The 24,766-nt window shown below is 41.7% G+C and carries 22 protein-coding genes; 9 read left to right on the plus strand and 13 right to left on the minus strand.

Going from position 1 to position 24,766, the window contains the following annotated elements:
• Positions 1–79: 79 nt before the first annotated feature.
• Positions 80–1,396, minus strand: coding sequence for a tyrosine-type recombinase/integrase (locus tag MSC25_RS16495; RefSeq protein WP_248443988.1), 1,317 nt, complete (start codon positions 1,394–1,396; stop codon positions 80–82).
• A 476-nt stretch (positions 1,397–1,872) separates the two neighbouring features.
• Between MSC25_RS16495 and MSC25_RS16500 the strand changes: the two genes are divergently transcribed.
• Positions 1,873–2,454, plus strand: a complete 582-nt coding sequence (locus MSC25_RS16500; RefSeq protein WP_248443989.1) for an outer membrane beta-barrel protein — start codon at positions 1,873–1,875, stop codon at positions 2,452–2,454.
• A gap of 73 nt (positions 2,455–2,527) precedes the next feature.
• Here MSC25_RS16500 and MSC25_RS16505 read toward each other — a convergent pair whose 3' ends face one another.
• Entirely contained in the window at positions 2,528–3,349 is an 822-nt protein-coding gene (locus MSC25_RS16505; RefSeq protein WP_248443990.1) for a DUF4437 domain-containing protein, read from the minus strand.
• 144 nt (positions 3,350–3,493) lie between these two features.
• Between MSC25_RS16505 and MSC25_RS16510 the strand changes: the two genes are divergently transcribed.
• On the plus strand, positions 3,494–4,447 hold the full coding sequence (locus tag MSC25_RS16510; RefSeq protein ID WP_064387367.1) for a LysR family transcriptional regulator: 954 nt from the start codon (positions 3,494–3,496) through the stop codon (positions 4,445–4,447).
• 197 nt (positions 4,448–4,644) lie between these two features.
• Positions 4,645–6,525, plus strand: coding sequence for a methyl-accepting chemotaxis protein (locus tag MSC25_RS16515; RefSeq protein ID WP_055252630.1), 1,881 nt, complete (start codon positions 4,645–4,647; stop codon positions 6,523–6,525).
• Between the two features lie 109 nt (positions 6,526–6,634).
• Here the strand turns inward: MSC25_RS16515 and MSC25_RS16520 are convergent, their stop codons facing one another.
• Complete coding sequence (locus MSC25_RS16520; RefSeq protein WP_004588643.1) at positions 6,635–6,964, minus strand: 5-carboxymethyl-2-hydroxymuconate Delta-isomerase; 330 nt, start codon at positions 6,962–6,964, stop codon at positions 6,635–6,637.
• A 168-nt stretch (positions 6,965–7,132) separates the two neighbouring features.
• Between MSC25_RS16520 and MSC25_RS16525 the strand changes: the two genes are divergently transcribed.
• From MSC25_RS16525 to MSC25_RS16550, 6 genes are all read left to right on the plus strand, one after another.
• The gene (locus MSC25_RS16525) at positions 7,133–7,615 is read left to right on the plus strand and encodes a CreA family protein (RefSeq protein WP_248443991.1); all 483 of its coding nucleotides are present in this window, start codon (positions 7,133–7,135) and stop codon (positions 7,613–7,615) included.
• Between the two features lie 9 nt (positions 7,616–7,624).
• Positions 7,625–8,398, plus strand: a complete 774-nt coding sequence (locus tag MSC25_RS16530; protein WP_055252632.1) for a hypothetical protein — start codon at positions 7,625–7,627, stop codon at positions 8,396–8,398.
• An 11-nt stretch (positions 8,399–8,409) separates the two neighbouring features.
• Positions 8,410–9,036, plus strand: coding sequence for a LysE family transporter (locus tag MSC25_RS16535; protein WP_096740214.1), 627 nt, complete (start codon positions 8,410–8,412; stop codon positions 9,034–9,036).
• A 15-nt stretch (positions 9,037–9,051) separates the two neighbouring features.
• Positions 9,052–9,546 (plus strand): gamma-glutamylcyclotransferase family protein, encoded by a 495-nt coding sequence (locus tag MSC25_RS16540; protein WP_029772759.1) that lies wholly within the window; start codon positions 9,052–9,054, stop codon positions 9,544–9,546.
• 11 nt (positions 9,547–9,557) lie between these two features.
• On the plus strand, positions 9,558–11,099 hold the full coding sequence (locus MSC25_RS16545; RefSeq protein ID WP_138579473.1) for a serine hydrolase: 1,542 nt from the start codon (positions 9,558–9,560) through the stop codon (positions 11,097–11,099).
• Between the two features lie 77 nt (positions 11,100–11,176).
• A complete protein-coding gene (locus tag MSC25_RS16550) occupies positions 11,177–12,094 on the plus strand; it encodes a histone deacetylase family protein (protein ID WP_121638031.1) in 918 nt (305 codons plus the stop codon).
• Between the two features lie 49 nt (positions 12,095–12,143).
• On the opposite strand, the gene MSC25_RS16555 is transcribed toward MSC25_RS16550, so the two are convergent.
• The 10 genes from MSC25_RS16555 to rpoD form a co-directional block, all read right to left on the minus strand.
• On the minus strand, positions 12,144–12,437 hold the full coding sequence (locus MSC25_RS16555) for a hypothetical protein (RefSeq protein ID WP_004588636.1): 294 nt from the start codon (positions 12,435–12,437) through the stop codon (positions 12,144–12,146).
• A gap of 2 nt (positions 12,438–12,439) precedes the next feature.
• A complete protein-coding gene (locus MSC25_RS16560) occupies positions 12,440–13,249 on the minus strand; it encodes a DUF2797 domain-containing protein (RefSeq protein WP_055252638.1) in 810 nt (269 codons plus the stop codon).
• Positions 13,250–13,277: 28 nt separating this feature from the next.
• Positions 13,278–15,818, minus strand: a complete 2,541-nt coding sequence (locus MSC25_RS16565) for an EAL domain-containing protein (RefSeq protein WP_248443992.1) — start codon at positions 15,816–15,818, stop codon at positions 13,278–13,280.
• Between the two features lie 374 nt (positions 15,819–16,192).
• Positions 16,193–17,476, minus strand: coding sequence for a phosphoribosylamine--glycine ligase (gene purD, locus MSC25_RS16570; protein WP_024031418.1), 1,284 nt, complete (start codon positions 17,474–17,476; stop codon positions 16,193–16,195).
• A 16-nt stretch (positions 17,477–17,492) separates the two neighbouring features.
• A complete protein-coding gene (locus MSC25_RS16575) occupies positions 17,493–18,314 on the minus strand; it encodes a class I SAM-dependent methyltransferase (protein ID WP_024031417.1) in 822 nt (273 codons plus the stop codon).
• 97 nt (positions 18,315–18,411) lie between these two features.
• Positions 18,412–19,998, minus strand: a complete 1,587-nt coding sequence (gene purH / locus MSC25_RS16580) for a bifunctional phosphoribosylaminoimidazolecarboxamide formyltransferase/IMP cyclohydrolase (RefSeq protein ID WP_248443993.1) — start codon at positions 19,996–19,998, stop codon at positions 18,412–18,414.
• Positions 19,999–20,323: 325 nt separating this feature from the next.
• Complete coding sequence (gene fis / locus MSC25_RS16585) at positions 20,324–20,614, minus strand: DNA-binding transcriptional regulator Fis (RefSeq protein WP_002957804.1); 291 nt, start codon at positions 20,612–20,614, stop codon at positions 20,324–20,326.
• Between the two features lie 19 nt (positions 20,615–20,633).
• Positions 20,634–21,605: a tRNA dihydrouridine synthase DusB gene (gene dusB, locus MSC25_RS16590; protein ID WP_004588630.1), complete on the minus strand. Its 972-nt coding sequence runs from the start codon at positions 21,603–21,605 to the stop codon at positions 20,634–20,636.
• Between the two features lie 282 nt (positions 21,606–21,887).
• On the minus strand, positions 21,888–22,769 hold the full coding sequence (gene prmA / locus MSC25_RS16595) for a 50S ribosomal protein L11 methyltransferase (protein WP_121638027.1): 882 nt from the start codon (positions 22,767–22,769) through the stop codon (positions 21,888–21,890).
• Between the two features lie 66 nt (positions 22,770–22,835).
• Positions 22,836–24,683: an RNA polymerase sigma factor RpoD gene (gene rpoD / locus MSC25_RS16600; protein ID WP_054983281.1), complete on the minus strand. Its 1,848-nt coding sequence runs from the start codon at positions 24,681–24,683 to the stop codon at positions 22,836–22,838.
• Between the last annotated feature and the right edge of the window lie 83 nt (positions 24,684–24,766).

Consider the following 24,766-nt stretch of genomic DNA (forward strand, 5'->3'; position numbering starts at 1 on the left):
CCTTCATTACCTTTTTAATAGGTACTGCCAAGTTAAATATTGCATAAACTAGACTCGGCAGTACTTATCAAACTTCAAATTAAATTAACAAAGTGCTCATCAGCTCAACTTTTTGTTCCTTAGTTAAGCTTGCTAGCAGACTTTTCATTTCACTCATTTGTTCGTCAGGCTTTTGTTCAATCAAACCTGCATATTTGGCAATTGTTTCGGTTACCTTTTCTGCTGGCTCTTTAAGCTCCTCAGCGGTTAAAATTAAATAGCCAGCAGTTACGTCACTTTTATCTGTAATATGGTTTAGAAGGCGTTTCAGGAGGTATCCTGATACTCCGCTGCTTTCAGCCATTGATGTAAATGTGCGCCGTAAATCATGCGAAGTGATTTTTACTCCTGCAATTTGGCATACATGTTTCAACGTCTTTTTAGGATCAGTTAGATAGCCCTTTTTACTGTTTGTCCCAAACACATAATCAGATACTTTGTATTCTTTTCGTCGATTAAATATCTCAGCTAATCGATCTGTAATAGGAAACTCGGCGTCCAAGCCATTTTTTGTATCTTCTAAAATGAATATCCTATCTTCAAGATGTACTTGTGACCATGGAAGTTGCAGTAGCTCAGACCTTCTCAGGCCTGAAAAGGTTAAAAATTCTAGGTAATCACAAAAACCGACACGACTATTTTGACGATATTTAGCAGCTTCATTTCTTACTTCATATAATGCATCTACAAAAGGTTTTAGCTGTGAACGGCGCAGCCGTCTTGTTTTACGTTTTATATTATTCCAACTACGTTTTTCAGAAAGAGCATCTACAGGGTTTTCTGGAAATAGTGAACGACCTTCGGAAGACTTGTATTCAGCTTTAGCAAAGTTAAATAAAGCGCGCATTAGGCGCATGGTATAATTTGCCTGAGCAGGACTTCTTGAGGTTATTTCTCGTTGGCGCTTTAAAATCATTGTTTGATTAATATCGGCTAGACGTTTGTTATGCCAATCAGGTAGATAGCAGTCCATTTTTTGTTTATAACCTCTTTCAGTTATAGGCTTGAGATCTCTAGATTCGATGTATGAATCAAAAGCTTCTTTCAAGGTAACTGAAGCCGCTCTAAACTGGCGCTTAAGGTCATTAGGATTAATACCCTCAGCTATATCTGCCATTACCTTTCTAGCCATTCGCCTTGCATCATCGAGTGCAATTGATGGAAAGTAACCAAGGGTGACATTAATAGGAGTATCTCTCCCTGGTATCTTTTTATAAACTCTAAATGATTTTTTACCAGCTACGCTCACATCTAAAATGAGTCCTGACAATAGACTGTCATAGTAGCGAGTGCGTTTACCGTTTGATTCTATCTTTTCAAGCGACAATTCTGTGAAGCGAAATTTTGTGTCTGACATATGGTGCTACCTCTGTGCTACTTTGAACGTAAAATTTAACGTTCTGAAATACATAATGATTTATGCATTAGAGGTGGGTTTTATTCAATAACCCTATGATATAGCTATGAAAATTAGTAAATAGTTATATCAAAAAGTAACTCGTAGTAAGTCTTTGTTTTGCAACTCATAATCGTTAGGTCCCCAGTTCGAGTCTGGGAGGGGCCACCACTTTTACAAGCTTTCCAATTTTTTAAATAGTTATAGCCAATACAAAATATTTTCTACGGTACTTTTTATACAGTATTTAGGTTAGTTGTTTGTGTGCCTATACCGCCTCTATTATTTAAAAACCAGCTTCAATCATTTTTCTTTTTTACTAATAACAGCGACATATGTTGGTTCGGTTGCTAGATTCATATTTGCAATCAAGAACCTAGTTGTGTACTTTTTAGGGGCAATTTAAGGTTGTTAAAATAAATTTAAAAGGAAGTATTATGAAAAAGAATAAAATTGCAATCTTGCTAGTGACTGCTGTTATTACAAGTCCAGCTGCTTTTGCAGAGTCACCTAACTTTAACTATGTTGCTGCAGGTTATCTTGACGGTGATATTGATGGCGATGATGCAGATGGATGGACATTTGATGGTAGTACGCTATTAGGTGAAAACTTTTTCCTATCTGGTCAATACCAAACTCTGGGTAATTCAGATGATGGTGTTGATGTCGACTTAAACTGGCTTAGTGCTGGAATAGGTTATCGCACAGCTATTGGCGCGAACACTGACTTCTATGGTTTAGCAACTTACGAAAACGTAGAGCTAGAGGCATCGTATCGTGGAAGTAGTGCTTCGAATGACGAAAATGGCTATAGTCTATCTGTAGGTGTTCGCTCTATGGTAAGTGATAATATTGAGCTAGATGGCCGAGTAGGCAATGTCGATATTGCAGATGAGAGTGAAACATCTTTCAGTGTGGGCGCACGTTACTACATTAATAACAACGTTTCACTTGGGGCTAATTACACCTCATTGGACGAGCTAGATTTAGTAAGCTTAACTGCTCGTTATAGCTTTTAAGTATTAATAAATAAAAAATAAGCGCACTAAACAGTGCGCTTTTTTTATGCCATTTACTTTTTATAAGTAGTTTCTAATCTACTTGGTACTTACTGTTAGTACGAATGTAAATAGTGGCTGTTTTGTCGCTAGTGTTCTCAATCGTGTGGGTAAAGTTACCGGTTGATTCTACATAGCTGCCTGCGCTTAGGTTTTGCGCTTTATCTTGCTCGCTTGAGTTGTACTCTACGGCGCCGGCTATAACAACAGCACGAAATTCGCTTGCATCTGTTTTTATTTCACCTTTAAAGCCGGCAGGAAGTTTAATCATTGAGCCGTTCATATCGGCTGTACTTCCCCAAAGGTAGGCGGTTTGCACGCCTTGGGCGTTAATGTCGTTTAAATCGCTGCTGTTTAACCATACTATGTTGTCTGCATGTAGGTTTAACGGGCGCTCACCATTATCAAACTGAGCATTAGTCGGTTTAACTAAGTACGGCCCTGAGTCGATTTCTAAGTAAATTAAGTTTGTTTCAGCATTGGCTGCAGTGGTGTGGTTTTCACCTGCAGGTTGTGTCCAAAACGAACCCGCTGGCATCCACATTTTTTCGGCTGTTGGGTCGTCATTATGCATTTGCCCTTCAATAACGATACCGCGGTAGGTAATGTTGTGAATGTGCGGCGGAGATTCAAAGCCTTTTTTAAAGCGTACTAACATGCCTGTTGCAGTGTCGGTTGTGCGGTTTCCCCATAAATCTGCAGCGCCAGGGCTTTTATCACCACGTAGCGGGTTTAAGTAACCCCAGTCAATATTGCTTGCAGCAACAACTTGTGATGTGCTTTGCTCTGCAGAGGCTGGCGTTGATATAAGTGTTGCAACCAGTGCAAGAGTTGATGCGTTTAGTAAAAATTTCATTTAAAAGCTCCGTTAAGTTGGTATAGCGCTATAGTACGGCTTAAAATTCAGTCAATAAATGGGCATAAGTTAAATACACTTTCGCAAAAACGTGGATAATAACGCTATAGTTACGCATGCTGGTTTATGCAATAAGAGGGTTTGATGAAAATAGCTGATTTACAAGTATTACTCAAAGTGGCTGAGCTGCAATCAATTACAGCTGCTGCAAATCAATTAGATATGAGCTCATCGGCTGCAAGTGTCTCATTAAAGCGAATAGAGCAGGCGCTTGGGGCACAAATATTTGTACGCACAACAAGGCAAATTCGCCTCACGCCCGAAGGGGAACGGTATTTACCCCTGTGTCAGCAGGCTCTCGATTTATTGCAACAAGGGCAAGTGCTTATTCATGAGGAGCAGCAATCTATTAGTGGTGAAGTGCGAATAGCAGTGTCATCGGAAATGGGGCGCAACCTTATGCGGGTATTGCTAAATAATATTATGGATAAACACAGTGAAGTGACGCTGCGCTTACAAGCAAGCGACAGCCGCGCTGATTTTTACCGTGATGGAATTGATGTTGCGCTGCGTGCCTTAACTAAAGAGGCCGCACAGGAGCTAAATTTATACGGCTTTAAAATTTGTAACATTGCACACGTGCTATGCGCCTCGCCTGAGTACATTAAAAAGCACGGTGAGCCGTTAACGCCAGATGACCTACTGAATCATAATGCCCTTTTATATAAGCTCTACGAGGTAGTGCATGATGGGTGGGAGCTGTATAACGATAACCAAAAATACAAGGTTAAAATGAGCAGCGACCGCGCCGTTAACGATGGCGATATAGTTAGGCGTTGGTGTGTTGATGGCACCGGGATTGCCAAAAAATCGGCCATTGATGTAGCTGAAGATTTATTAGCGGGCAGATTAAAAAGATTAATGCCCGATTACAAAATCCCCCTCACTGAAATGTGGTTAGTACTACCTAGCCGCCAGCTTATAACGCCTGCCATTAGGCTTATTCGTGATGAGTTAAAACACACGATTAGCCAATTAAGAAAAAACCTGATTGCGCAAGGGATAATTAACGAGCAAGAGTGGCCCGATTCACCCTAGCGCACCTTACGCGAGGTTAGTTTTAGCTAGCCTTGCGCCTTTAAAATTTAATTCGCTTTCCTGTGGTTGATTAAATTAAAATACACGCTCTTCTTTTATGTTCTATTTTTTCTAATTATTGGGCTTATTGCTCAGCTGATCCTATATTTATTCTAAGCAAGTGTTAGTTAAGTCCTTTATCCATTTACAGGTATCGTATGTTACTTAAACAAAAAGTTTATATTAGTCTTATTTTGGCTATTGTTGTGCCGTTAGCGGTTTCTACATTTTTATTTTCAAATAGTATTCAAAATCATACCGATGAAAAGCTCGCAAAGGTTGATCTACCCACCGCACTGAGTGAAGTAAAAAGCAAAATTGAACTCGAACTTGCCACTCCTATAATTGTTGCCAAAGAAATTGCGCAAAACAGCTTTGTTAAACAGTGGCTAAGCAACGGTGAAAGTGAGCAAGCAAGAGCCGATTATATTAATTATTTAGCCAGTATTAAAAAAGATAACAACGCAGTTATTGCTTATATAATTTCCAAAAATACCAACAACTATTACACCGATATTGGCATATCTAGACAGATAGATAGAAGCGAAGATGTATGGTTTGATCAGTTTTTATCTTCTAACAGACCCTTTGAAATAGCACTGGATATAGATAAAACTACAAATAGCATGGTGGTTTTTATTAACTATGCGCTGCAAATTAATGGTGAGCGTACCGCCATTACCGGCGTAGGGCGCTCGCTCGATTCTATGATCAACTTAATTAACGAATACCGTATTGGCGAAGCCGGCGTGGTGTATTTGGTCTCTGATGAAGGTGAGGTAATGCTTCACAGTGACAGAAGTAAAATGGGTCAAAAAATTAATATTAACGATATTAAAAATGGCGCCATTATTAGTAAAACAATGGCAGGTGAAGATTATGTTGTGTCGAGTACGCCTATTGAGTCATTAGGTTGGCATTTAGTGGCAGAAGTGCCCGAGCAGCAGTTATACGGGCCAATAAATAGTGCCATTAATAGCAATTTATTATTTGGTGTGATCATTGCCATTATTGGCTTTGCCTTGGCCAGAGTTTTAGTGTCGCAAATATTTAAACCCATTGAAAACATAACTGCTGCAGTGAGCGCGTTAACTAAAAAAGATGGCGATTTAACCGTAAGGCTGCCTACTAACGATAACAACGAAATATCAGAGCTTGCCGCTAACTTTAATTTATTTTTAGAGCAGTTACATGGCATGTTTAAGCAAGTGTCGGACTCAGCAAACCATGTTAAAAGCATTTCAGAAAATGTGTTAGTACAAGTACAAGGCGCGGCTAACTTGGCCGAGGTGCAATCATCTAGCACGCAAACGGTGGCGGCAGCCGTTAACGAAATGGAAGTAACCGTACAAGACATTTCAAACAGTGCCAGTAACGCCTCTGACATTGCGACTTCAACAGAAGAAGCGACTCATAAAGGAGTAGAGTTTGTAAATAGCACGATAAAGCAAATGGAGCAGCTAGAAAACGCCATGGCTACCTCGGTTGCCTCGGTAACTGAGCTTTCAGGTGAGATAAAGTCAATTACGCAGGTGCTTGATGTTATTAAAGCAATATCGGAGCAAACTAACTTACTGGCACTCAATGCTGCCATAGAAGCTGCGCGGGCAGGCGAACACGGTCGTGGTTTTGCCGTTGTAGCCGATGAAGTAAGAACCCTTGCTATGCGTACTGCAGAATCGACCGAGCAAATTAACGAAATGATAGACACGTTAAATTCTAAGGCTTCAAGTACGGTGTCGGCTATAGAGCTTGGTAGTAAAAATACCCTAGAAAACGCCGAACGTTTAAAAGTAACAGGGAGTACCTTAACGGGTATATCTCAAGAAATTGTTACGCTAAGTGAGCTAAATAGCTCAGTGGCTACAGCCACCCGCGAGCAAACGTTGGCTACCTCAGAAATTAGTCAAAATGTGGTGATGATTTCTGATTCTGCTGAGCAAACAAAACAAAATATGAAAACCTCAGAGCAGCTATGCAATGGGCTAAATGAAGAGTCGAATATATTAAAAGACTTACTGGGTAAGTTTACACTCTAAAAAGTGACAACATTAAGCTAAAAAACGCGTTGTAACTTAGTTAATCTAAGCTTTGGTTAAGAGGTTTATTATCCAAAGCTTAGGTTAAAAAAACGCGTTTTTAAAAGGGTTAATTTTTACGGTAAATTTCGTGTTGAATGTCGTAAATATTAACGCTTAAGCTGTCAGAATCTCGGCAATAAGTTTTTAAGCACTCAAGCAAGCTCTCGCTTAACATTTGCTTTTGTTCAATAGAGCGCCCGGCCATGATATGCGCCGCAATATGAATAAACCCTTCTTTTCCTTCACCTAGCTGGTATTGCTGATAAGCAATAGCGCGGGTTTTAATGGTTTCTAAGTCAAACAAACCACTTTGAAAAGTCGCGTTGTGCACTTTTTCAACAAGTACTTGCGGTAATACAGGAAGATCTTCAGAGTGTTCAATAATAATGTGCGGCATTTACGCGTTTCCTATTATGAGTTACTACGTGGGCGTACGTATAATTGTACCAAAGCCTGAACTGTGCGCTAACCCCTCAATGGCCTAAATTTAGTTGTATTAATTTTTGATGGTAGTATAAAAACAGTCACGTGAACCTTCGCTTATAAAGCAAAATTAAGGATTAATATGAAATTTCCACACCGCTTTAAACGTTTAGCTGTGCTATTAAGTGCAGTGGTTACCTTAAGTGCCTGCTCAGATGATGTTGCATCGGTGAGCTTAGGGCTGTTTACTACTAAAGATGTAGTGGTAAATTCGCAGCAAGACCCGCTAGTAAAAGGGGTTACGTGCCATATTAGCCATATTGAGGCCGATTTAGATTTTTCAGATCCCTCTGATATGTCTATTGCGTGTCGCCAAACAGGGCCAATTACAGCCGATATGTTACTAGCAATAGATCGCAGCAAGTCGGGCGAAGTGGTGTTTAAGTCATCAAAAAGTATTTTATTTAAATCGCTAAAAGTGCGCCGTATTTACGATGCACAAAACCGCACATTACTGTACTTATCGTACTCGACTAAGGAGTCGAGCGGTAGCCACCACCACGCACTTTCAACTGTGCCTTTATACAATACACAAGCTTGGAACTGGGCACTTGAACAAAAATAAGAGCACACTATGTTAGCGTTATTTAAATCAAAGCCGCTGCTAGAACAAGCCGAGCAGCAGTGGCTAATTGATACCTTTATTTGGGCGGTAGAGCACTTTGATGCCGCATTTTTTACCAAGCACACGCAAATAATATTGCCAACGGTGGCGCATTTTCCTGATTCGGTATCGAGTATTGAGGAAATGGCCACTAAGGTATTTGTACGAGTACGTGATTACGCAGGTATGAGTGCGTGGCCAATACAATTAGTTGCGCCACAACAGTTACAGCCGCAAGTATTTCCGCATTTTGAATTTGCTGAACACTTACGCGGAGAGCAAAGCCAGCTTATTGTACCGCCAAGCCATACGATTAATATCTCATTTAACCCTAATCAAATTAATCAGCCGCAAGATTTAGTGGCCAGCTTTGCCGGTACGCTGGCTACTGTATTAATTCATCATGTTGGGGTGTTACCGCCAGGTGGTAAAGACTACTTGCCACAAGCGGCAGATGCGCTGGCCTGTTTTTTAGGGTTTGGAGTAATGATGAGCAACACTGTGTATCAATTTAAAGGCGGGTGTGGCTCGTGCTATAACCCTTATGCTAATCGTGAAGCGAAGCTCAGTGAAACTCATACCGTATTTATGCACGCGCTGATCAGTTATTTTAAAAACGATCGTGACTCTAAAAAACATTTAAAGCCACATTTGCGCAGCCAATTTAAAAAAGCCCAAAAAGAGATCAAAGCATTAGTTGATAATTCTGCTAATCCGCTATTGCTTGCCTATGCACCAACTTAAACCGGATACTTGTGAACTACTTAGACGAATTTTTACTGATTGCCATCGCCCACTTTTTTGCAGTAGCCAGCCCAGGCCCCGACTTTGCCGTGGTGCTCAAACAAAGTATACAGCAGGGCAGGCGTAACGCCCTATGGACGAGCGCTGGTGTGGGAGCTGCTATTTTATTACACGTAGGATATTGCGTATTAGGGGTAGCGCTAATTTTAACGCAGTCGCCTAATTTATTTATGGCATTAAAGTATGTTGCGGGGGCGTATTTAGCCTATTTAGGCGTACAAGCATTAAGGGCTGCCAAACCACCGGTAAATAAAACAGACAACATAGAAAACAAAACAGCCCCACAAGAAAGCGTATGGCATGCATTTAGACGTGGCTTTTTAACCAACGCGCTTAATCCTAAAGCCACTCTCTTTTTTATGTCGTTATTTACCTTAGTTATTAGTGTAACTACACCAACTAGCGTGCAAATTGTGTATGGGGTTTATATGGCTTTGGCAACGTGGGTGTGGTTTTCTATGCTTTCTTTAGTGCTGTCAAAACCCAGTGTACGGGCGTTTTTTCAAAAAAGCGGCTATTGGTTTGACCGGGGTATAGGTGTTATTTTAATTGCTTTAGCCATTCGTGTAGTAATTTAACCCTAGGGAGAAGTCATGCCTATTTATAATTTTTCGTTTGGATCGAATATGTCCTCTAACCGCTTGCTTGCGCGTTTGCCAAAAGCAAAGCGAGTTGGCACAGCTGTACTAAAAGGCTACGAGCTTACGTTTAATATGTTATTTAAAGATGGCTCGGGCAAGTGCAGTATTCAAAAAAGTGATGACAAAAACGCCTTGGTATATGGCGTGGTGTATGAACTTGATGAAGCCGAAAAAGCAATTTTAGATACCATAGAAGGCCCAGGCTACGATTGCGTGGCTATTAAGCCCACTTTGTTAGATGGTGAGCAAATAGAGGCCCATTGCTATATTGCAAACACCCACGATAACGATGTACTGCCATACGACTGGTATATTCAGCACGTTCATCGCGGCGCGCTTGAGGCGGGCGTACCAAAAGAATACAGTGATGCAATACTTAATCGGCCGCATAAGCCCGATACAAATAAAGAGCGTGCTGATATTGAATTTGCAGTGCACCAAAAATAATAAGGATAATCATGAAACTCACCAAATTAGCCAGTTTAGCGTTGCTTGCCAGTGCCACTTTTAATAGTTGGGCACAAATTAATACTACGGATTTAGAAGAGGTCATTAACACCTCAATGGCACGCTTTGACGTACCGGGTATGGCGGTAGCGGTTGTGCAAGACGATAAAGTTGTATTTGCTAAAGGGTTTGGGACAAGCAACCTCAATACAAATGCAAAAGTGAACAAAGACACACTTTTTGGTATTGCCTCAAACACAAAAGCGTTTACCAGTGCAGCGCTGGCTAAGTTGGTTGATGAAGGTAAGTTAAGCTGGGATGACAGGGTAATTGACCACTTACCTGAGTTTAGGTTGTACGACTCCTACGTCACCCGCGAAATGCGTGTTCGTGATTTATTAAGCCATCGCAGTGGCTTAGGGCTTGGGCAGGGCGATTTAATGATTTGGCCAAGTACTGATAAATCTATAGAGGATATTTTAGCCGGCCTACAGTATTTAAAGCCAGCCAGCAGCTTTCGCAGCCAGTATGCCTATAACAACTTAATGTTTGTAACCGCAGGCGAAGTGGTGGCACGTGTATCAGGTATGAGCTGGAACGATTACATCGAAAAAAATATATTACAGCCTTTGCACATGGATAACTCGCGCGCGGGCTTTTCGCGTATTCCAAAAAGCAATAAAAACTGGGCAATTGGCCACATACCAATGGATGGTAAGCTCAATCCTTTTTTTGTTAACTACCTAGAAGATTTTAGAGGCGCAGGGGCTATTGCATCGAGCGTAAACGATATGAGCCAATGGTTACTAACGCAGTTAGCTGGCGGAAAAATGCCAAGTGGCGAGCAACTATTTAGTGAAAAACAGCAAGCGCAAATGTGGCACCCGCATATTACCTCTATGGCTTCTAAAAGTGCGTATGAGGCCTATCATCAGCAATTTAGAGGCTATGGGCTAGGTTGGAGCATTGAAGATTACCACGGCTTTAAAAAGCTAGGCCATGGCGGGGGTATTTTAGGTATGGTGTCGCAAGTTACATTATTGCCTGAGAAAAAGCTCGGCATTGTTATTTTATCTAATCAGCAAGCATTTAGTGCACTTTCGGCAGTAACCCACGAAGTGCTTGAAGATGCCCTCGAGCTTGAAGATAAAGACTGGGTTGAAGAGTTGGCTAAAAAACATTTTGCGAGTAAACAAAAAGCCTACGCCAATGCAAAACCCGACACCCCAGCAGATTACCAGCCACAGTTACCTAATATAAATTACACCGGCACGTTACATGACGATTGGTACGGCGATGTAATTATTGAGCAACTAGATGGCAAACTACGTATTGATTTTACCCATACCAAACGCTTAAAAGGCACGCTTGAGCATTACACAGGTAATACGTTTATTGTTAAATGGGATGAAAAGCTACTGGAGGCCGATGCGTTTATTCGTTTTGATATGGGCGCAAACAACCGTGTTAATAGCGCAAAAATGCGCGCGGTATCAACAGCGGTAACAGACTTTAGTTTTGATTTTAGAAACCTTAATTTAAAAGCTAAGTAGTGATGCTATACACCAAAGTCGCAAAGCCACCGTAAGGTGGCTTTGTTATATTAAGCACTCACATTAAAGGAGCGTTTATGCGTACTGCAGTTATTTCACACCCTCATTGCCGTAAACATAAAATGATTGACGATCATCCTGAGTGCCCAGAGCGCCTAGACTCTATTGCCGATAGACTTTTGGCAAGTGGTGTAGATATTGGCTTAACGCATCTACAAGCGCCTAAAGCGCAGCGTGAGCATTACTTATTAGCCCATGATGAGTCATTAGTTAACCTTGTGGAGCGCTTAGTTCCTGAGCAGGGGCTGCATAACCTTGATGGCGACACCTGGCTTTGCCCTGATTCGTTTAAAGCGGTAGAGCGCGCCGTAGGAGCAGGGTTGTTGGCTGTAGATGAAATACTCGCAGATAAACTCGATGCGGCGTTTTGCGCTGTACGCCCGCCAGGACATCATGCCAATGCACATGCTTCTTCTGGGTTTTGTGTATTTAATAATTTAGCTATAGCGGTTAAGTATGCCCAAAGTAAAGGCATTAAACGTATAGCAATTGCTGATTTTGACGTACACCATGGTAATGGCACCCAAGACATATTTATAAACGATGAAAACATATTACTTTGTTCGTTATTTCAATACCCATTTTACCCAAACACGGCCGTAAAAAATAACAGCCACATAGTTAATTCCCCTTTGCCAATTGCCAGTAGTGGCGATGATTTAAAAGAAGTGTTTAATACCCAATGGTTGCCAAAATTAAAAGCCTTTAAACCAGAGCTGCTATTTATTAGTGCAGGGTTTGATGCCCACCTAGAAGATGACATGGCAAGTTTAAAGTTTGTAGAAGATGACTACAGCTGGCTTACAGAGCAATTATGCGACGTTGCAAAAGAGAGTGGTTGCAAGGGTGTTATATCTTACCTTGAAGGGGGCTATGCGCTATCAGCATTAGGAAGAAGTGCTGTAGCGCATATAAAAGTGCTTAGTGAGTACTAATACCAATCCGCAATAATACTTAATTAAGCGAATTGGTATAACTAAAGGGTTATAAACCTAGTAAATCAAACGCCTGCTTGGTATTAAGGGTTTTAATTTTGCCAAGGCAGCATTGCCCTTCATTTAATAAATAAGTGGTGACCAGTTGCGCTAGCTGCTCCTGTGAAAGAGGGGCGCATGCAGCGCCTTGCAGGTCAACGTACTCACCTTGCTTGTTCAACACGCGCACATTACTAAGCTCACTTTGCGTAACGCTGTGCAAACACGCTTCTTGTTCTTGTTTATCGTGCGCTATTTCAAGCTCATTATAAACAATTAATAACTGTGGAAAGCTGTTTAGCATAGTTACCCTACTGTTACCTCGTATGAGGTAAATTTACGCACATTAATAACGCCAGTATCAAAAATTAAGTACTGACCTTTTATACCTTGCAGCACGCCGCTTACTACTGGGTTTTTATCAAAATTAAACGAGCTAATTTTAGTAGGGTACTCTGTTACCGGAAAGTTTAAATCAACCACGTCTTCATCAAGTTGCTCTATGGCTGTGGCACCAAATAACTCGCTTAGCTCGTTTAATTTATCGCTAATTTGCGGGATCAGCTCTGCCGCGGCGGCTTTAAGGTCAATGGCTTCGTTTTGGCCCTTTAGCATGTTACGCCAATTGGTTTTATCGGCAATAAACTCGGCCAATGCCACCTCAACTAAGCCTGATTGCAAACGTGTTTGTACTTTAAAAATAGGCAGTGCTTGAGTGGCGCCTTGATCAACCCAACGTGTCGGTATTTGCGTATGACGAGTAATACCTACTTTAAGCCCTGAGGTATTGGCTAAATACACATAATGCGGGATCATGCAGTTTTCTTCGCCCCATTGCGGCTCGCGGCAGGTGCCTTTATCGTAATGGCAGGTTTCTGGTTTCATAATGCACATATCGCAGCTAGCAAGCTTGCGCATACACACAAAACAGTGGCCTTGCGAGTAACTCTTTTTGGTTTTTTTGCCACAGTTTGAGCATAAAATGGTACCGCTAAACGTCAGCGTTAACTCTTTACCAATGAGTGCGTTTAGGTCGACTAGGTTGTCGCCCACAGGAAGATGATATTGAACCGGCTCTGTTAAGCTCGATTTTAATTTACGCAAAGTGCCTTGCATCTTTACTTGGCCCCTAAAGATGTTGATATTAAAACGTGGAGTTTAACATCTTTAAACTGTATTGGCTTTTTAAGAAATACAAATAGTCATTTAGGGGGAGTGGCCTAGCGTATAGGTAACCTTGCGCTCTGTCGGCGCCCATTTCTTTTAATAAGTGGTGCACATCTTGGGTTTCTATGCCTTCCATGGTTATAGATAGCCCTAGGTTATGTGCCATATCTATAGCGGTTTGCACAATCACTTTATTGGCGGTGTTATTCGTTAAATCAAATACAAACGATTTATCTACTTTGAGCTCCGTAAAGCGATAATTAACCAAATAACTTAGCGATGAATAGCCAGTGCCAAAGTCATCAAGGACCACGCGCACCCCTAAATCAGAAAGCTCATTAACCAATGAAATAAGCGCTTCGTGGCTTTCGACTAATGCTGACTCCGTTAATTCAAACTTAAGAAGCTGCGCCGGAACTTGGTATTTTATAAGGACGTTTTCGACTTTTTCGGCTAGGTTTTTAATCGACAGATTTTTAGCACTTAAATTTACGCTAATTGGGTGATCGTTATAGCCTTGCTCGGTTAGTTTGACGATATCTTTACAGGCTTGCTCAATAACCCATAAGGTAAGCTCGTTAATAATACCTGTGTGCTCAGCAAGGGTGATCAGCTCTTCTATCGATACGCCTTTAAAAGCCGGGTCGGGCCAACGTAGCAGCGCTTCGGCGCCACATACTTGATTAAAGTTCAACCCTATTTGAGGCTGATAATACAACGCTAGTTGGTTGTCTTTAATTGCTTTTTGTAATTTAGCGGCCAATGCCACATCCATTAATATATTACTGCCGTTAGAGGCGCTTACTACTAAATCGTTATTACTTTTAGCTTTTTTAAGTGCCAAGTAACCCCGTTTTGTCCAGTATTCAAAGTCGTCACTGTGGGCTGCGCTACTAATCCCTATGTTATAGGTAAGTTGTAAGTTTAAGCCTTGAATTTCGTATTGTTTGGGCAGGCTATTTATAACTTTAATTAAGGCCCCTTCAAGTGACTCCTGGTTTTGGTTTTTAGTAGATATGCAGGCAAATACCCCGCTGCCTAAGTCGGCTAAGCGGGGGCTGTTATTAAAATCTGTATCTAGGCTGGTAAATTCGCGCTCATGGCTAAGCTCTAACTCTATTTGTTTAGCCACGTGCTTTATTAAAGTGTAGCCCTGCGATGGGGTAATAATGGTATTGAGCGAGTTAAAATGGCGAATTTTAATTAAACACAAGGTGGTATTTCGCCCCTGTGCTTGTAAGCTCATAAACGCTTGTTTTAATTTGGCACTGTTAAGTAATTTAGTTTGCTGAGTATGTGTAGCATGATAAAGCGCACGCTCGCGCTGGTAGCGCACTCTATCGGCAAGTGCCATAGCCATTAAAATAACTTCACACAATATAGCCACTAAAAACGCGTGACGAATCGCAAAGCTATAATCCAAATAGCCCGTTAATTCTAATGGCTGTATTGCCGCGCCAACAATGAGGGGAACCCACGAAAAAACGTAAAACTTCGCCCACCTAAAGCCCGTGCGTAGTTTGTTATAAATTAAAATAATACACGTAATATATAACAAGCTTAATACACAAAAAAAGATGGGTGCTGCAATGTACTCGGGTATAAATAAAGTGGTGATTGATAATAAAAATATTAAAATAAGTAGCGCTTTACTCATTTTATAGCGCCAGCATTTGTCCTTGTGGTAGCGCAAAAACATGGTGCAAAAGGCGAGCGTAAAAAAGGCCATTGCGTAGTTTGAAAAAATCACTTTTTCGTGTAAGTACAATTGCCACTCTAGGGGCCACAAGTAAAAGCCAAAGCCCATTACAATGCCCATTAAACACAGCGCACTAATTATATAGCCTATATAAACTAAATAAACGCGGTCTTTAATCCCAAAATAAAGCACTAAATTATACAGAGCAGCCATTAATAACACGCCGGCAAATATGCCCCAAATGCCGGTTTGCGAGCGAACTAAATCAACAAATTCTTTATGGCGATACAAATTAACCGGGGTTTTGCTGATCCCCGTCGTATCTATTTTTATGGCTAAGCGCTCTGTTGTTTTACTCTCAAGTGCAAAACGTATATGCGGTACGCTATATTGAAAAAGCGTAAGAGACTTTACTTTATCACCTAATTTATAGCTTTCTATAAGCTCATTTCTTTTGTTTAACCGATACACGCTTAGGTGATCAACCATCGGGTTATCAAAATGGGCAACAATGTCTTGAGCATCTAAACTTTTATTTTCAAGGTCTATAAATAGCCAATAGTTTTGCTGCTTAAAGCTCCACTGAATATCGGTTAACGGCTGGTGGGTGATTAGCTCGGGATTTAAAATAATATCGTTGAGTGTGTGAGATTTACTTTCATCTATGTAGTAGGCAAAGTCTAAATATACAGGCGTGGTTTTATCGATGGTATAGCGAGTCGGCACAACCAGGTTAGAAGCGAGTGTGCTAATAATATAAAATATGAAAATCAGTATGGCTATGGCCGCGGCATGATAACGTAAAGTTTTCGTTTCCAACGTTGTATACTTGTAATAACTCTTTTAATTAGTGTAGCACTAAAAAAGCGCATATAAACTGCGCTTTTTTAGTTAAATTTTTAGGGCCTGCTTATCCTTCAGGATTAAAATTTGTTCTAACTAGGGACGATTTAATCGTGGCGCGAGGTTTGCAACCTAGTGGGCTAAGTAAAAACCGAGCAACAAAGAGTTAATCGTCCCTAGGACGAACCTTCGTGCAGCGCGTGTTTGGTATTTATACTGCGTTATCGCCTATTTATGGGGAATAACCACACTACATAGGCTCTGCCTTGCCTAAATACCAAACACACTGCTGCAAATTTAATCTCGAAAGATAAACAGGCCCTAAGTTAAACCAATAATTTAGTTACAGGCTACTGCTCTCGGGCAATCGCTCTGTAAGCAATATCGGTGCGGTACTCCATACCTTCCCAGCTAATTTGTTTTACAAGCTCGTATGCACGTTGCTGTGCCTCGGTAACGGTATTGCCGAGTGCCGTTGCACATAATACACGTCCACCTGCGGTGACAACGTTTTCGCCATCTTGCTTAGTACCCGCATGAAATACTTTTTCATCAGCAGGGTAGTTAACTTTAAGGCCTGATATTGCATCACCTTTAGGGTAATCACCTGGGTAGCCTTTAGCGGCAAGTACAACACCTACGGCTGCGCGCGGGTCAAACTCAATGGTTGTTTTATCAAGTTCTTCGCGGTTAGCCGCCTCAACTAGTTCAACTAAGTCTGATTTAAGACGAAGCATCATTGGTTGCGTTTCAGGGTCACCAAAACGACAGTTGTACTCAATTACTTTGGGCGTGCCCTGGGCATCTATCATTAAGCCTGCGTATAAAAAGCCAGTATAAGGATGACCTTCGCTTGCCATACCCTCAACGGTAGGAACGATTACTTCGTTCATAATGCGCTGGTGGATTTCGTCGGTTACTACAGGTGCTGGTGAGTATGCGCCCATGCCGCCAGTATTTGGACCTTCATCGCCATTGTATGCACGCTTATGATCTTGGCTTGTTGCAAATGGCAAAATGTTTTTACCATCAACCATAACAATAAAAGAAGCTTCTTCGCCTTCTAAAAACTCTTCGATCACGACGCGGCTGCCAGCCTCGCCAAAAGCATTACCAGCAAGCATATCGCGAATAGCATCTTCAGCTTCGCGTTCATCCATTGCCACAATAACGCCTTTACCAGCTGCTAGGCCGTCAGCTTTTATTACAATTGGCGCGCCTTTTTCTTTTAAATAAGCAAGGGCAGGGTCAATTTGTTCAAACGTTTGGTAATCAGCAGTTGGTATAGCATGGCGAGCTAAAAAGTCTTTAGTAAACGACTTAGAGCCTTCTAGCTGCGCTGCACCGGCTGTTGGACCAAAAATAGCGAGACCGTGTTCACGGAACTTATCTACTACGCCTAATACAAGCGGTACTTCAGGGCCAACAATAGTAAGTTCTACATTGTTTTGTTGCGCAAAGCTTAATAGGCCATCTAGGTCTTCAACGTTAATTGCAACGTTTTCTAGTTTTGGCTCAAGTGCAGTACCGGCATTACCCGGTGCTACAAATACAGTGTTTACTTTCGTGTTTTGAGCGGCCTTAAACGCAAGTGCGTGTTCGCGGCCGCCGCTGCCAATGACTAATACATTCATGGCGAAATATTCCTATTTAAAGCGGTTTTTTAAATTTCAGCGTCATACGGTCGCTTTCACCAATAGCTTTGTATTTATCAGCGTCTTGTTCGCCAAGGCGTAAGCTAGGTGGTAGCGTCCACACCCCTTTAGGGTGATCGGCTGTATCCTTTGGATTGGCGTTAATCTCACTGCTTGCAACTAATTCAAATCCAGCTTTTTTAGCTAAATCGACCACGTAACTTTGCTTCATGTAGCCGGTTGATTTTTGGTCCTCATCAGGTCGGCTTTCATCTAAGCGATGTTCAACTACACCTAATACGCCACCTGGTTTTAAAGCCTTATAAAAAGACTTAAATGCACTGAGTGCGCCTTTAGTGTCTTTACCCATGTACCAGTTATGTACATTGCGAAAGGTTAATACCATGTCGGCAGTGCCGGCAGGGGCAATATCAGTGTGCGTTAATGGGGCAAACTCAGAAATTTTTACTTTGCTAAAACGCTCATCTTCGGCCACTTTTTTCTTAAAGCCGGCTAAAGAGCGCTGGTAGTAACCTACTGATGAATCACTCGGAAAATGCGCTGCGTAATATAAGCCTTGCTCTTTAAGTGCAGGGGCTAAAATTTCGCTGTACCAACCACCGCCTGGGGCAATTTCAACCACGGTCATTGTTGGTTTAAAACCAAAAAATGCCAGTGTTTGCTCAGGGTGACGGTATTCATCGCGGGCGCTATTTTTAGCGCTACGCTCGCTTGATTGAATAGCATGGCTAAGGCTTGACTCATGGTTATGGCTAAGTGCCATTGTTGAGGTTAGCGTAAGCGAGGCAACAAGTAGTGACTTTAGTGCAAATTTCATCGTTTGTTCCTTAACATTTTAAATAGGTGTTGAACCAGAATACGTGAATTGATTGCAAACAAAAAGGGCTAAACGTTGTGTTTAACCCTTTGTGTGATTAGTGGCGGAAGTGGCGCATGCTGGTAAATACCATCGCCATGCCAGCTTCGTCAGCGGCGGCGATAACTTCTTCATCGCGCATTGAACCACCCGGTTGAATAACCGCGGTAATACCAGCGGCTGCGGCTGCATCTATACCATCACGGAATGGGAAAAACGCATCTGATGCCATTACAGAGCCTGGTACTTCTAGGTTTTCATCAGCGGCTTTAATACCCGCTATTTTAGCTGAGTAAACACGGCTCATTTGGCCTGCGCCTACGCCAATGGTCATACCGTCGCGGGCATATACAATCGCATTTGATTTAACAAACTTAGCTACTTTCCAGCAAAATAGTAAATCTTTAAGTTCTTGCTCAGAAGGTTGGCGCTTAGACACGACTTTTAAATCGCCTTGGGTAACCATGCCTAGGTCGCGGTCTTGTACTAAAACACCGCCGTTAACGCGTTTAATATCGTGGCCAGTTGCTTTGCCACTCCATTGACCACACGCTAATAAGCGTACGTTCTTTTTAGTTTCAACAATTTTTGCTGCTTCGCTTGAAACGCTAGGGGCAATAATTACTTCAACAAATTGACGCTCAACAATGGCTTGTGCTGTTGCAGCGTCAAGCTCGCGGTTAAAGGCAATAATGCCACCAAACGCTGAGGTTGGATCTGTTTTAAAGGCGCGGTCGTAAGCACTAAGAATATCTTCGCCAATTGAAACGCCACATGGGTTTGCGTGTTTAACAATAACACATGCAGGTACATCAAACTCTTTAACACACTCAAGTGCTGCGTCGGTATCTGCAATGTTATTAAACGACAGGGCTTTACCTTGTAGCTGAGTAGCTGTTGCAACAGACGCTTCGCTTACGTTGTTTTCAACATAAAAAGCAGCATCTTGATGTGAGTTTTCACCGTAACGCATATCTTGCTTTTTAGTGAACTGCATATTGATAGTGCGTGGGAATTTAGTCTCTTCAGCGGCTTCTTCAGTGTAATCAGGTACCATTTTGCCAAAGTAGTTAGCAATCATGCCATCGTACTGAGCTGTGTGCTCATACGCGGCAATGGCTAAATCAAAACGTGTTTTGTACGTTGTTGAGCCATTATTGTTTTGCATTTCGCTAATAACGCGCTCGTAATCGTTTGCGTTTACCACGATGGTGACGTCTTTGTGGTTTTTAGCGGCTGCACGAACCATGGTAGGTCCGCCAATATCAATGTTTTCAATAGCATCTTCAAGGCTGCAGTTTTCTTGAGCGACAGTATTCGCAAAGGGGTATAAGTTAACTACAACAATATCGATAGCAGAGATGTTGTTATCTGCCATTACGCTTTCATCTTGTCCGCGACGCGCTAAAATACCGCCGTGAATTTTAGGATGAAGGGTTTTTACGCGACCATCCATGATTTCAGGATGACCTGTGTGATCTGATACTTCAGTCACTTTTATGCCGTTATCAGCAAGGAGTTTGCAAGTACCGCCAGTTGATAAAATATCTACACCTTGCGCTTCTAGTGCGCGGGCAAATTCAACAATACCGGTTTTATCAGACACACTTAATAGTGCGCGACGAATAGGACGATGAGTATCCATTGTAGTTTAATTTCCTCAGTTAATGAGCTAGCTTAGAAGCGGGCATTTTAACTGATTACTACTCAAAAAACGACTTATAAAGCGCCAATAAGCGTGAGCATTTTGCAACATCTCTACTAAATTGTACGCATAAAAAAAGCACCCGAAGGTGCTTTTTTTGCATGATACCAATTGTATTGGATTAGTAAGCAGTTATAACGATAGAAAAACAAGTCTATAACAAGGCAAAAATTTTACAGTGTAGTTATTCTACATAAGAAATTTTTAACGCCGTTATGGGCTTGTTTAGCTCGTTAGCATGCTTACGCTTTCAATATAATTGGTATTAGTTCATGCCGTATTTTTTAAGCTTTTTACGTAAAGTACCACGGTTGATACCTAGTAAAATTGCCGCACGAGTTTGGTTACCACGTGTGTATGTCATTACTTCTTCAAGTAATGGCGCTTCTAGCTCTGAAAGAACAAGGTCGTAAACGTCTTGCACATCTTGACCGTTAAGCTGCTTTAAATAGTGGTGAACAGCTTTTTTTACTGCATCACGCAATGGCTGCGGTTTCTCGTGTGACTGAACATGAGGGTTTGTGATAAATGGAGAAGTCACGTTTTGTTCGAACATTATTTAATCTCTTTCTTTCTTAGTTAGCTGCTAGTGTTTTAAAGTATTGCGTTAATGCGTCAACCTGTGCTTGTGGGTTGTCGAGCGCATTAAATACTCGCCTAAACTGACCGTCACTGTCATGGGTTTGCAAATACCAAGATACATGTTTGCGAGCGATTCGCGCTCCCATTGGCTCGCCGTAAAACGCATGGAGGTTATCTAAATGCTCCATTAAAATACTTCGCACCTCTGAAATAGCAGGTGGTGGTAAGTGTTCTCCAGTTCGCAAATAGTGGTCTATCTCCCTAAATATCCAAGGGCGACCTTGGGCGGCTCGGCCAATCATGATGGCATCTGCACCCGTATAGTCCAAAACCTGCTTTGCTTTTTCTGGAGATGTAATATCACCATTAGCAACCACAGGTATCGACACTGAGCGTTTTATATCCCTAATCGTGGCATATTCTGCTTCACCTTTGTACATACATGCGCGTGTACGCCCATGTACGGCAAGTGACGCAATGCCATAACGCTCAGCTATTCTCGCAATCTCTACACCATTACGGTTGTCCTGATCCCATCCTGTACGGATTTTAAGTGTGACAGGGATATCAACAGCGTTAACCACTGCATCAACTATCTCTTCCACAAGTTCAGGAAACTGTAATAATGCAGAGCCTGCGAGTTTCTTGTTCACTTTTTTTGCTGGGCACCCCATATTGATATCTATGATCTGTGCACCGTTAGCAACATTGAATTGTGCGGCCTGCGCCATAAGCTCAGGATCAGCTCCTGCAATTTGCACCGCGCGTATACCCGACTCACCGCTGTGATCCATACGGTTCATCGATTTTTCAGTTTTCCAAACCTTCGGGTTTGACGATAACATTTCAGACACGGCCAAGCCTGCGCCTAAGCGGCGGCAAAGCTGTCTAAATGGTCTGTCTGTAATACCTGCCATTGGCGCGACTATTACATTATTCTCAAGTTGGTATGAACCGATACGCACTGTATTCAATAGGCCTCTTTTCAAGGGGCGCTAAGTTTACGGTTTTTTTAGGAAAAATCAAAGGCTATAAATTGAACAAAAGTGACTTTTTTTTGCCCTTTTCGTATTGACTTTTGATAACCGCATGACAAGTGGGTCGATTTGTTTGAAATTTAAACAAAAAATAATTTTGTTAAATTATGCGAGCTAATTTTCGAACTGTAAAAAAATAGTAAAGCCTGTTAAATACAGGCTTTACATGCAAGTTTTGAGTTAAAACTCTAAATTTATAAATATATGCGGTTAGCTATTTTTTGTACCGCTTACACGGGTCCAATCACCCTCTAGTGCAATATCGTCAAGCTCAATAAACGGTGCGTAAATATCGGCAACCGATTGGGCTTGCTCTTCTAATATGCCCGACATAGCAATTTTGCCACCCGGTTTAAGTAATCCCAAAATTACACTGTGAAGCTCACGCAGCGGCTGCGCTAAAATATTAGCCACTACAATATCAGCACTAAACTCAGGTTGGTTTTCTGGTAGGTATACCTCAAGCTTATCGGCTACGCCATTACGTTGTGCGTTATCTAAGCTTGCTTCTAGTGCTTGCGGGTCAATATCAATACCTATCATGCGCTCTGCACCAAGTTTAATGGCTGCAATGCCTAAAATTCCCGAGCCACAACCAAAATCAACCACTGTTTTACCACTTAAATCTTGGCTTTCTAACCATTTAAGGCACAATGCCGTTGTTGCATGCGTACCCGTACCAAACGCAAGGCCTGGGTCGAGCAGTACATTAACTGCATCTGGGTCTGGAATGTCGCGCCAGCTTGGGCAGATCCACAGTTTTTCGCCGAACTGGATTGGGTGAAAGTTATCCATCCACTCACGTTCCCAGTCTTTATCTTCTAGTTGCTCAATTTTGTATACCAGCGTGTCTTTAATTTCATCATGACGCTTAAGTAATGCAATTACCGCGTTCATATCATGATTGGCTTCAAATAGACCAATTACAGTGGTATCGGCCCAAAACTCTACGGTGCCAATTTTAGGCTCATAAATAGGCGTGTCTTTAGCGTCAATAAAAGTAACAGAGGCGCTGCCTGCTTCCATTAATAAGTCACTCACTGCATCTGCGGTAGCAGCATTGGCATTGATACGGATTTGGATCCAAGCCATGGTTGTTTCCTTTAAATAGAAAAAAGGCCGCTACAGCGGCCTTTTTAGTTTATATGAAGCGCTAAATTATTTAGCGTCTAAAAAGCTTTTTAGTAAATCAGAGCGAGAAGGGTGGCGTAATTTACGCAGTGCTTTCGCTTCTATTTGACGAATACGCTCACGTGTTACGTCAAACTGTTTACCTACTTCTTCTAAGGTGTGGTCGGTATTCATATCAATACCAAAGCGCATACGAAGTACTTTAGCTTCACGGGCTGTAAGGCCTGCTAGCACGTCGTTTGTTGCGCCACGAAGAGATTCCATTGTTGCCGAGTCGATTGGCGAATCAATAGTGGTATCTTCGATAAAGTCACCTAAGTGCGAATCTTCATCATCACCGATTGGTGTTTCCATCGAAATTGGCTCTTTGGCAATTTTAAGTACCTTACGGATTTTATCCTCAGGCATCATCATGCGTTCTGCTAATTCTTCAGGATTTGGCTCACGACCCATTTCTTGTAACATTTGACGAGATATACGGTTAAGTTTATTAATCGTTTCTATCATATGTACTGGAATACGGATTGTTCTTGCTTGGTCAGCAATTGAGCGGGTAATCGCTTGGCGAATCCACCACGTAGCATAAGTCGAGAACTTATAACCACGGCGGTATTCAAACTTATCTACCGCTTTCATCAAGCCAATGTTACCTTCTTGGATTAAATCTAAGAACTGTAAACCACGGTTTGTGTATTTTTTAGCAATTGAGATTACAAGACGTAAGTTAGCTTCAACCATTTCTTTTTTCGCACGGCGCGCTTTTGCTTCACCAATGCTCATACGACGGTTAATGTCTTTAATACGCTCAATGCTTAAGCCTGTGCTTTCTTCAATTACACATAGCTTTTGGATGCAACGAATAATTTCAGGCTTCACTTCTTCAAGTTTAGCTGAATGTTTTTCGTTAGCATTTATTTCTAGGTCTAGCCACGCTGAGTCAGTTTCGTTATTAGCAAAGTGCTTAATAAACGTTTTCTTAGGTAGCTTAGCAATTTGTACCGCTTGTTTCATGATAAGGCGTTCTTGAATACGCACTCTATCCATCATTTCACGCATGTTGTTAACCATGCGATCAAACTGTTTTGGTACTAATTTAAAGGTTCTGAAAAGCTCGCCAATTTCAAAAATAGCGGCTTGAGAATCTGGGTGCGAACGCCCTTTTTCATCAAAGGTAGCGCGAGCTTTAACGTATAAATCACGTAAGTTTTCAAAGTGAATACGGGCTTCTTCTGGATCTGGGCCTGTATCTACTTCTTCTTCGTCTTCATCGTCATCGCTGTCTTTGTCATCTTCATCATCGTCTTCATCAAGTTGTTCTTCACTTAATTCAGAGCCGATGTGAGTTGCTGAGATTTGCGCTTCGTCTTCGTTAGGGTCGAAAAAGCCTGAAATAATGTCGCTTAAGCGCATTTCTTCTGCTTCAAACTTATCCCACTGTTCAAGTAGGTAAGTAATCGCTTCAGGGTATTCGGCAACAGAAATTTGTACCTGGTTGATACCTTCTTCAATGCGCTTAGCGATTACAATTTCGCCTTCACGTGTAAGAAGTTCAACAGTACCCATTTCACGCATATACATGCGCACTGGGTCAGTTGTACGGCCAATTTCTTTTTCTACAGTTGCAAGGGCTGCAGCAGCAGCTTCTGCTGCGTCTTCGTCTGTCGTGGTTTCTTGCATCATTAATTCATCAGCATCAGGCGCGTTTTCGCTAACCTTGATACCCATGTCATTAATCATGCTAATGATATCTTCTACTTGATCTGAGTCGATTATGTCTTGTGGAAGGTGATCATTTACTTCAGCAAAAGTTAAGTAGCCTTGCTCTTTACCTTTTTGAATCAGAAGTTTTAATTGTGACTGAGGAGTTGGATCCATAGAGATTGTTTCTTCCACTCTGATAAGTTGATACAACAGGCGTCATCATAGAGTTAGCCTTTTAACTAACTTTAATAATGTGA

Origin of the sequence: Pseudoalteromonas sp. 1CM17D, from assembly GCF_023161805.1 — a bacterium.
GTDB lineage: Bacteria > Pseudomonadota > Gammaproteobacteria > Enterobacterales > Alteromonadaceae > Pseudoalteromonas > Pseudoalteromonas atlantica.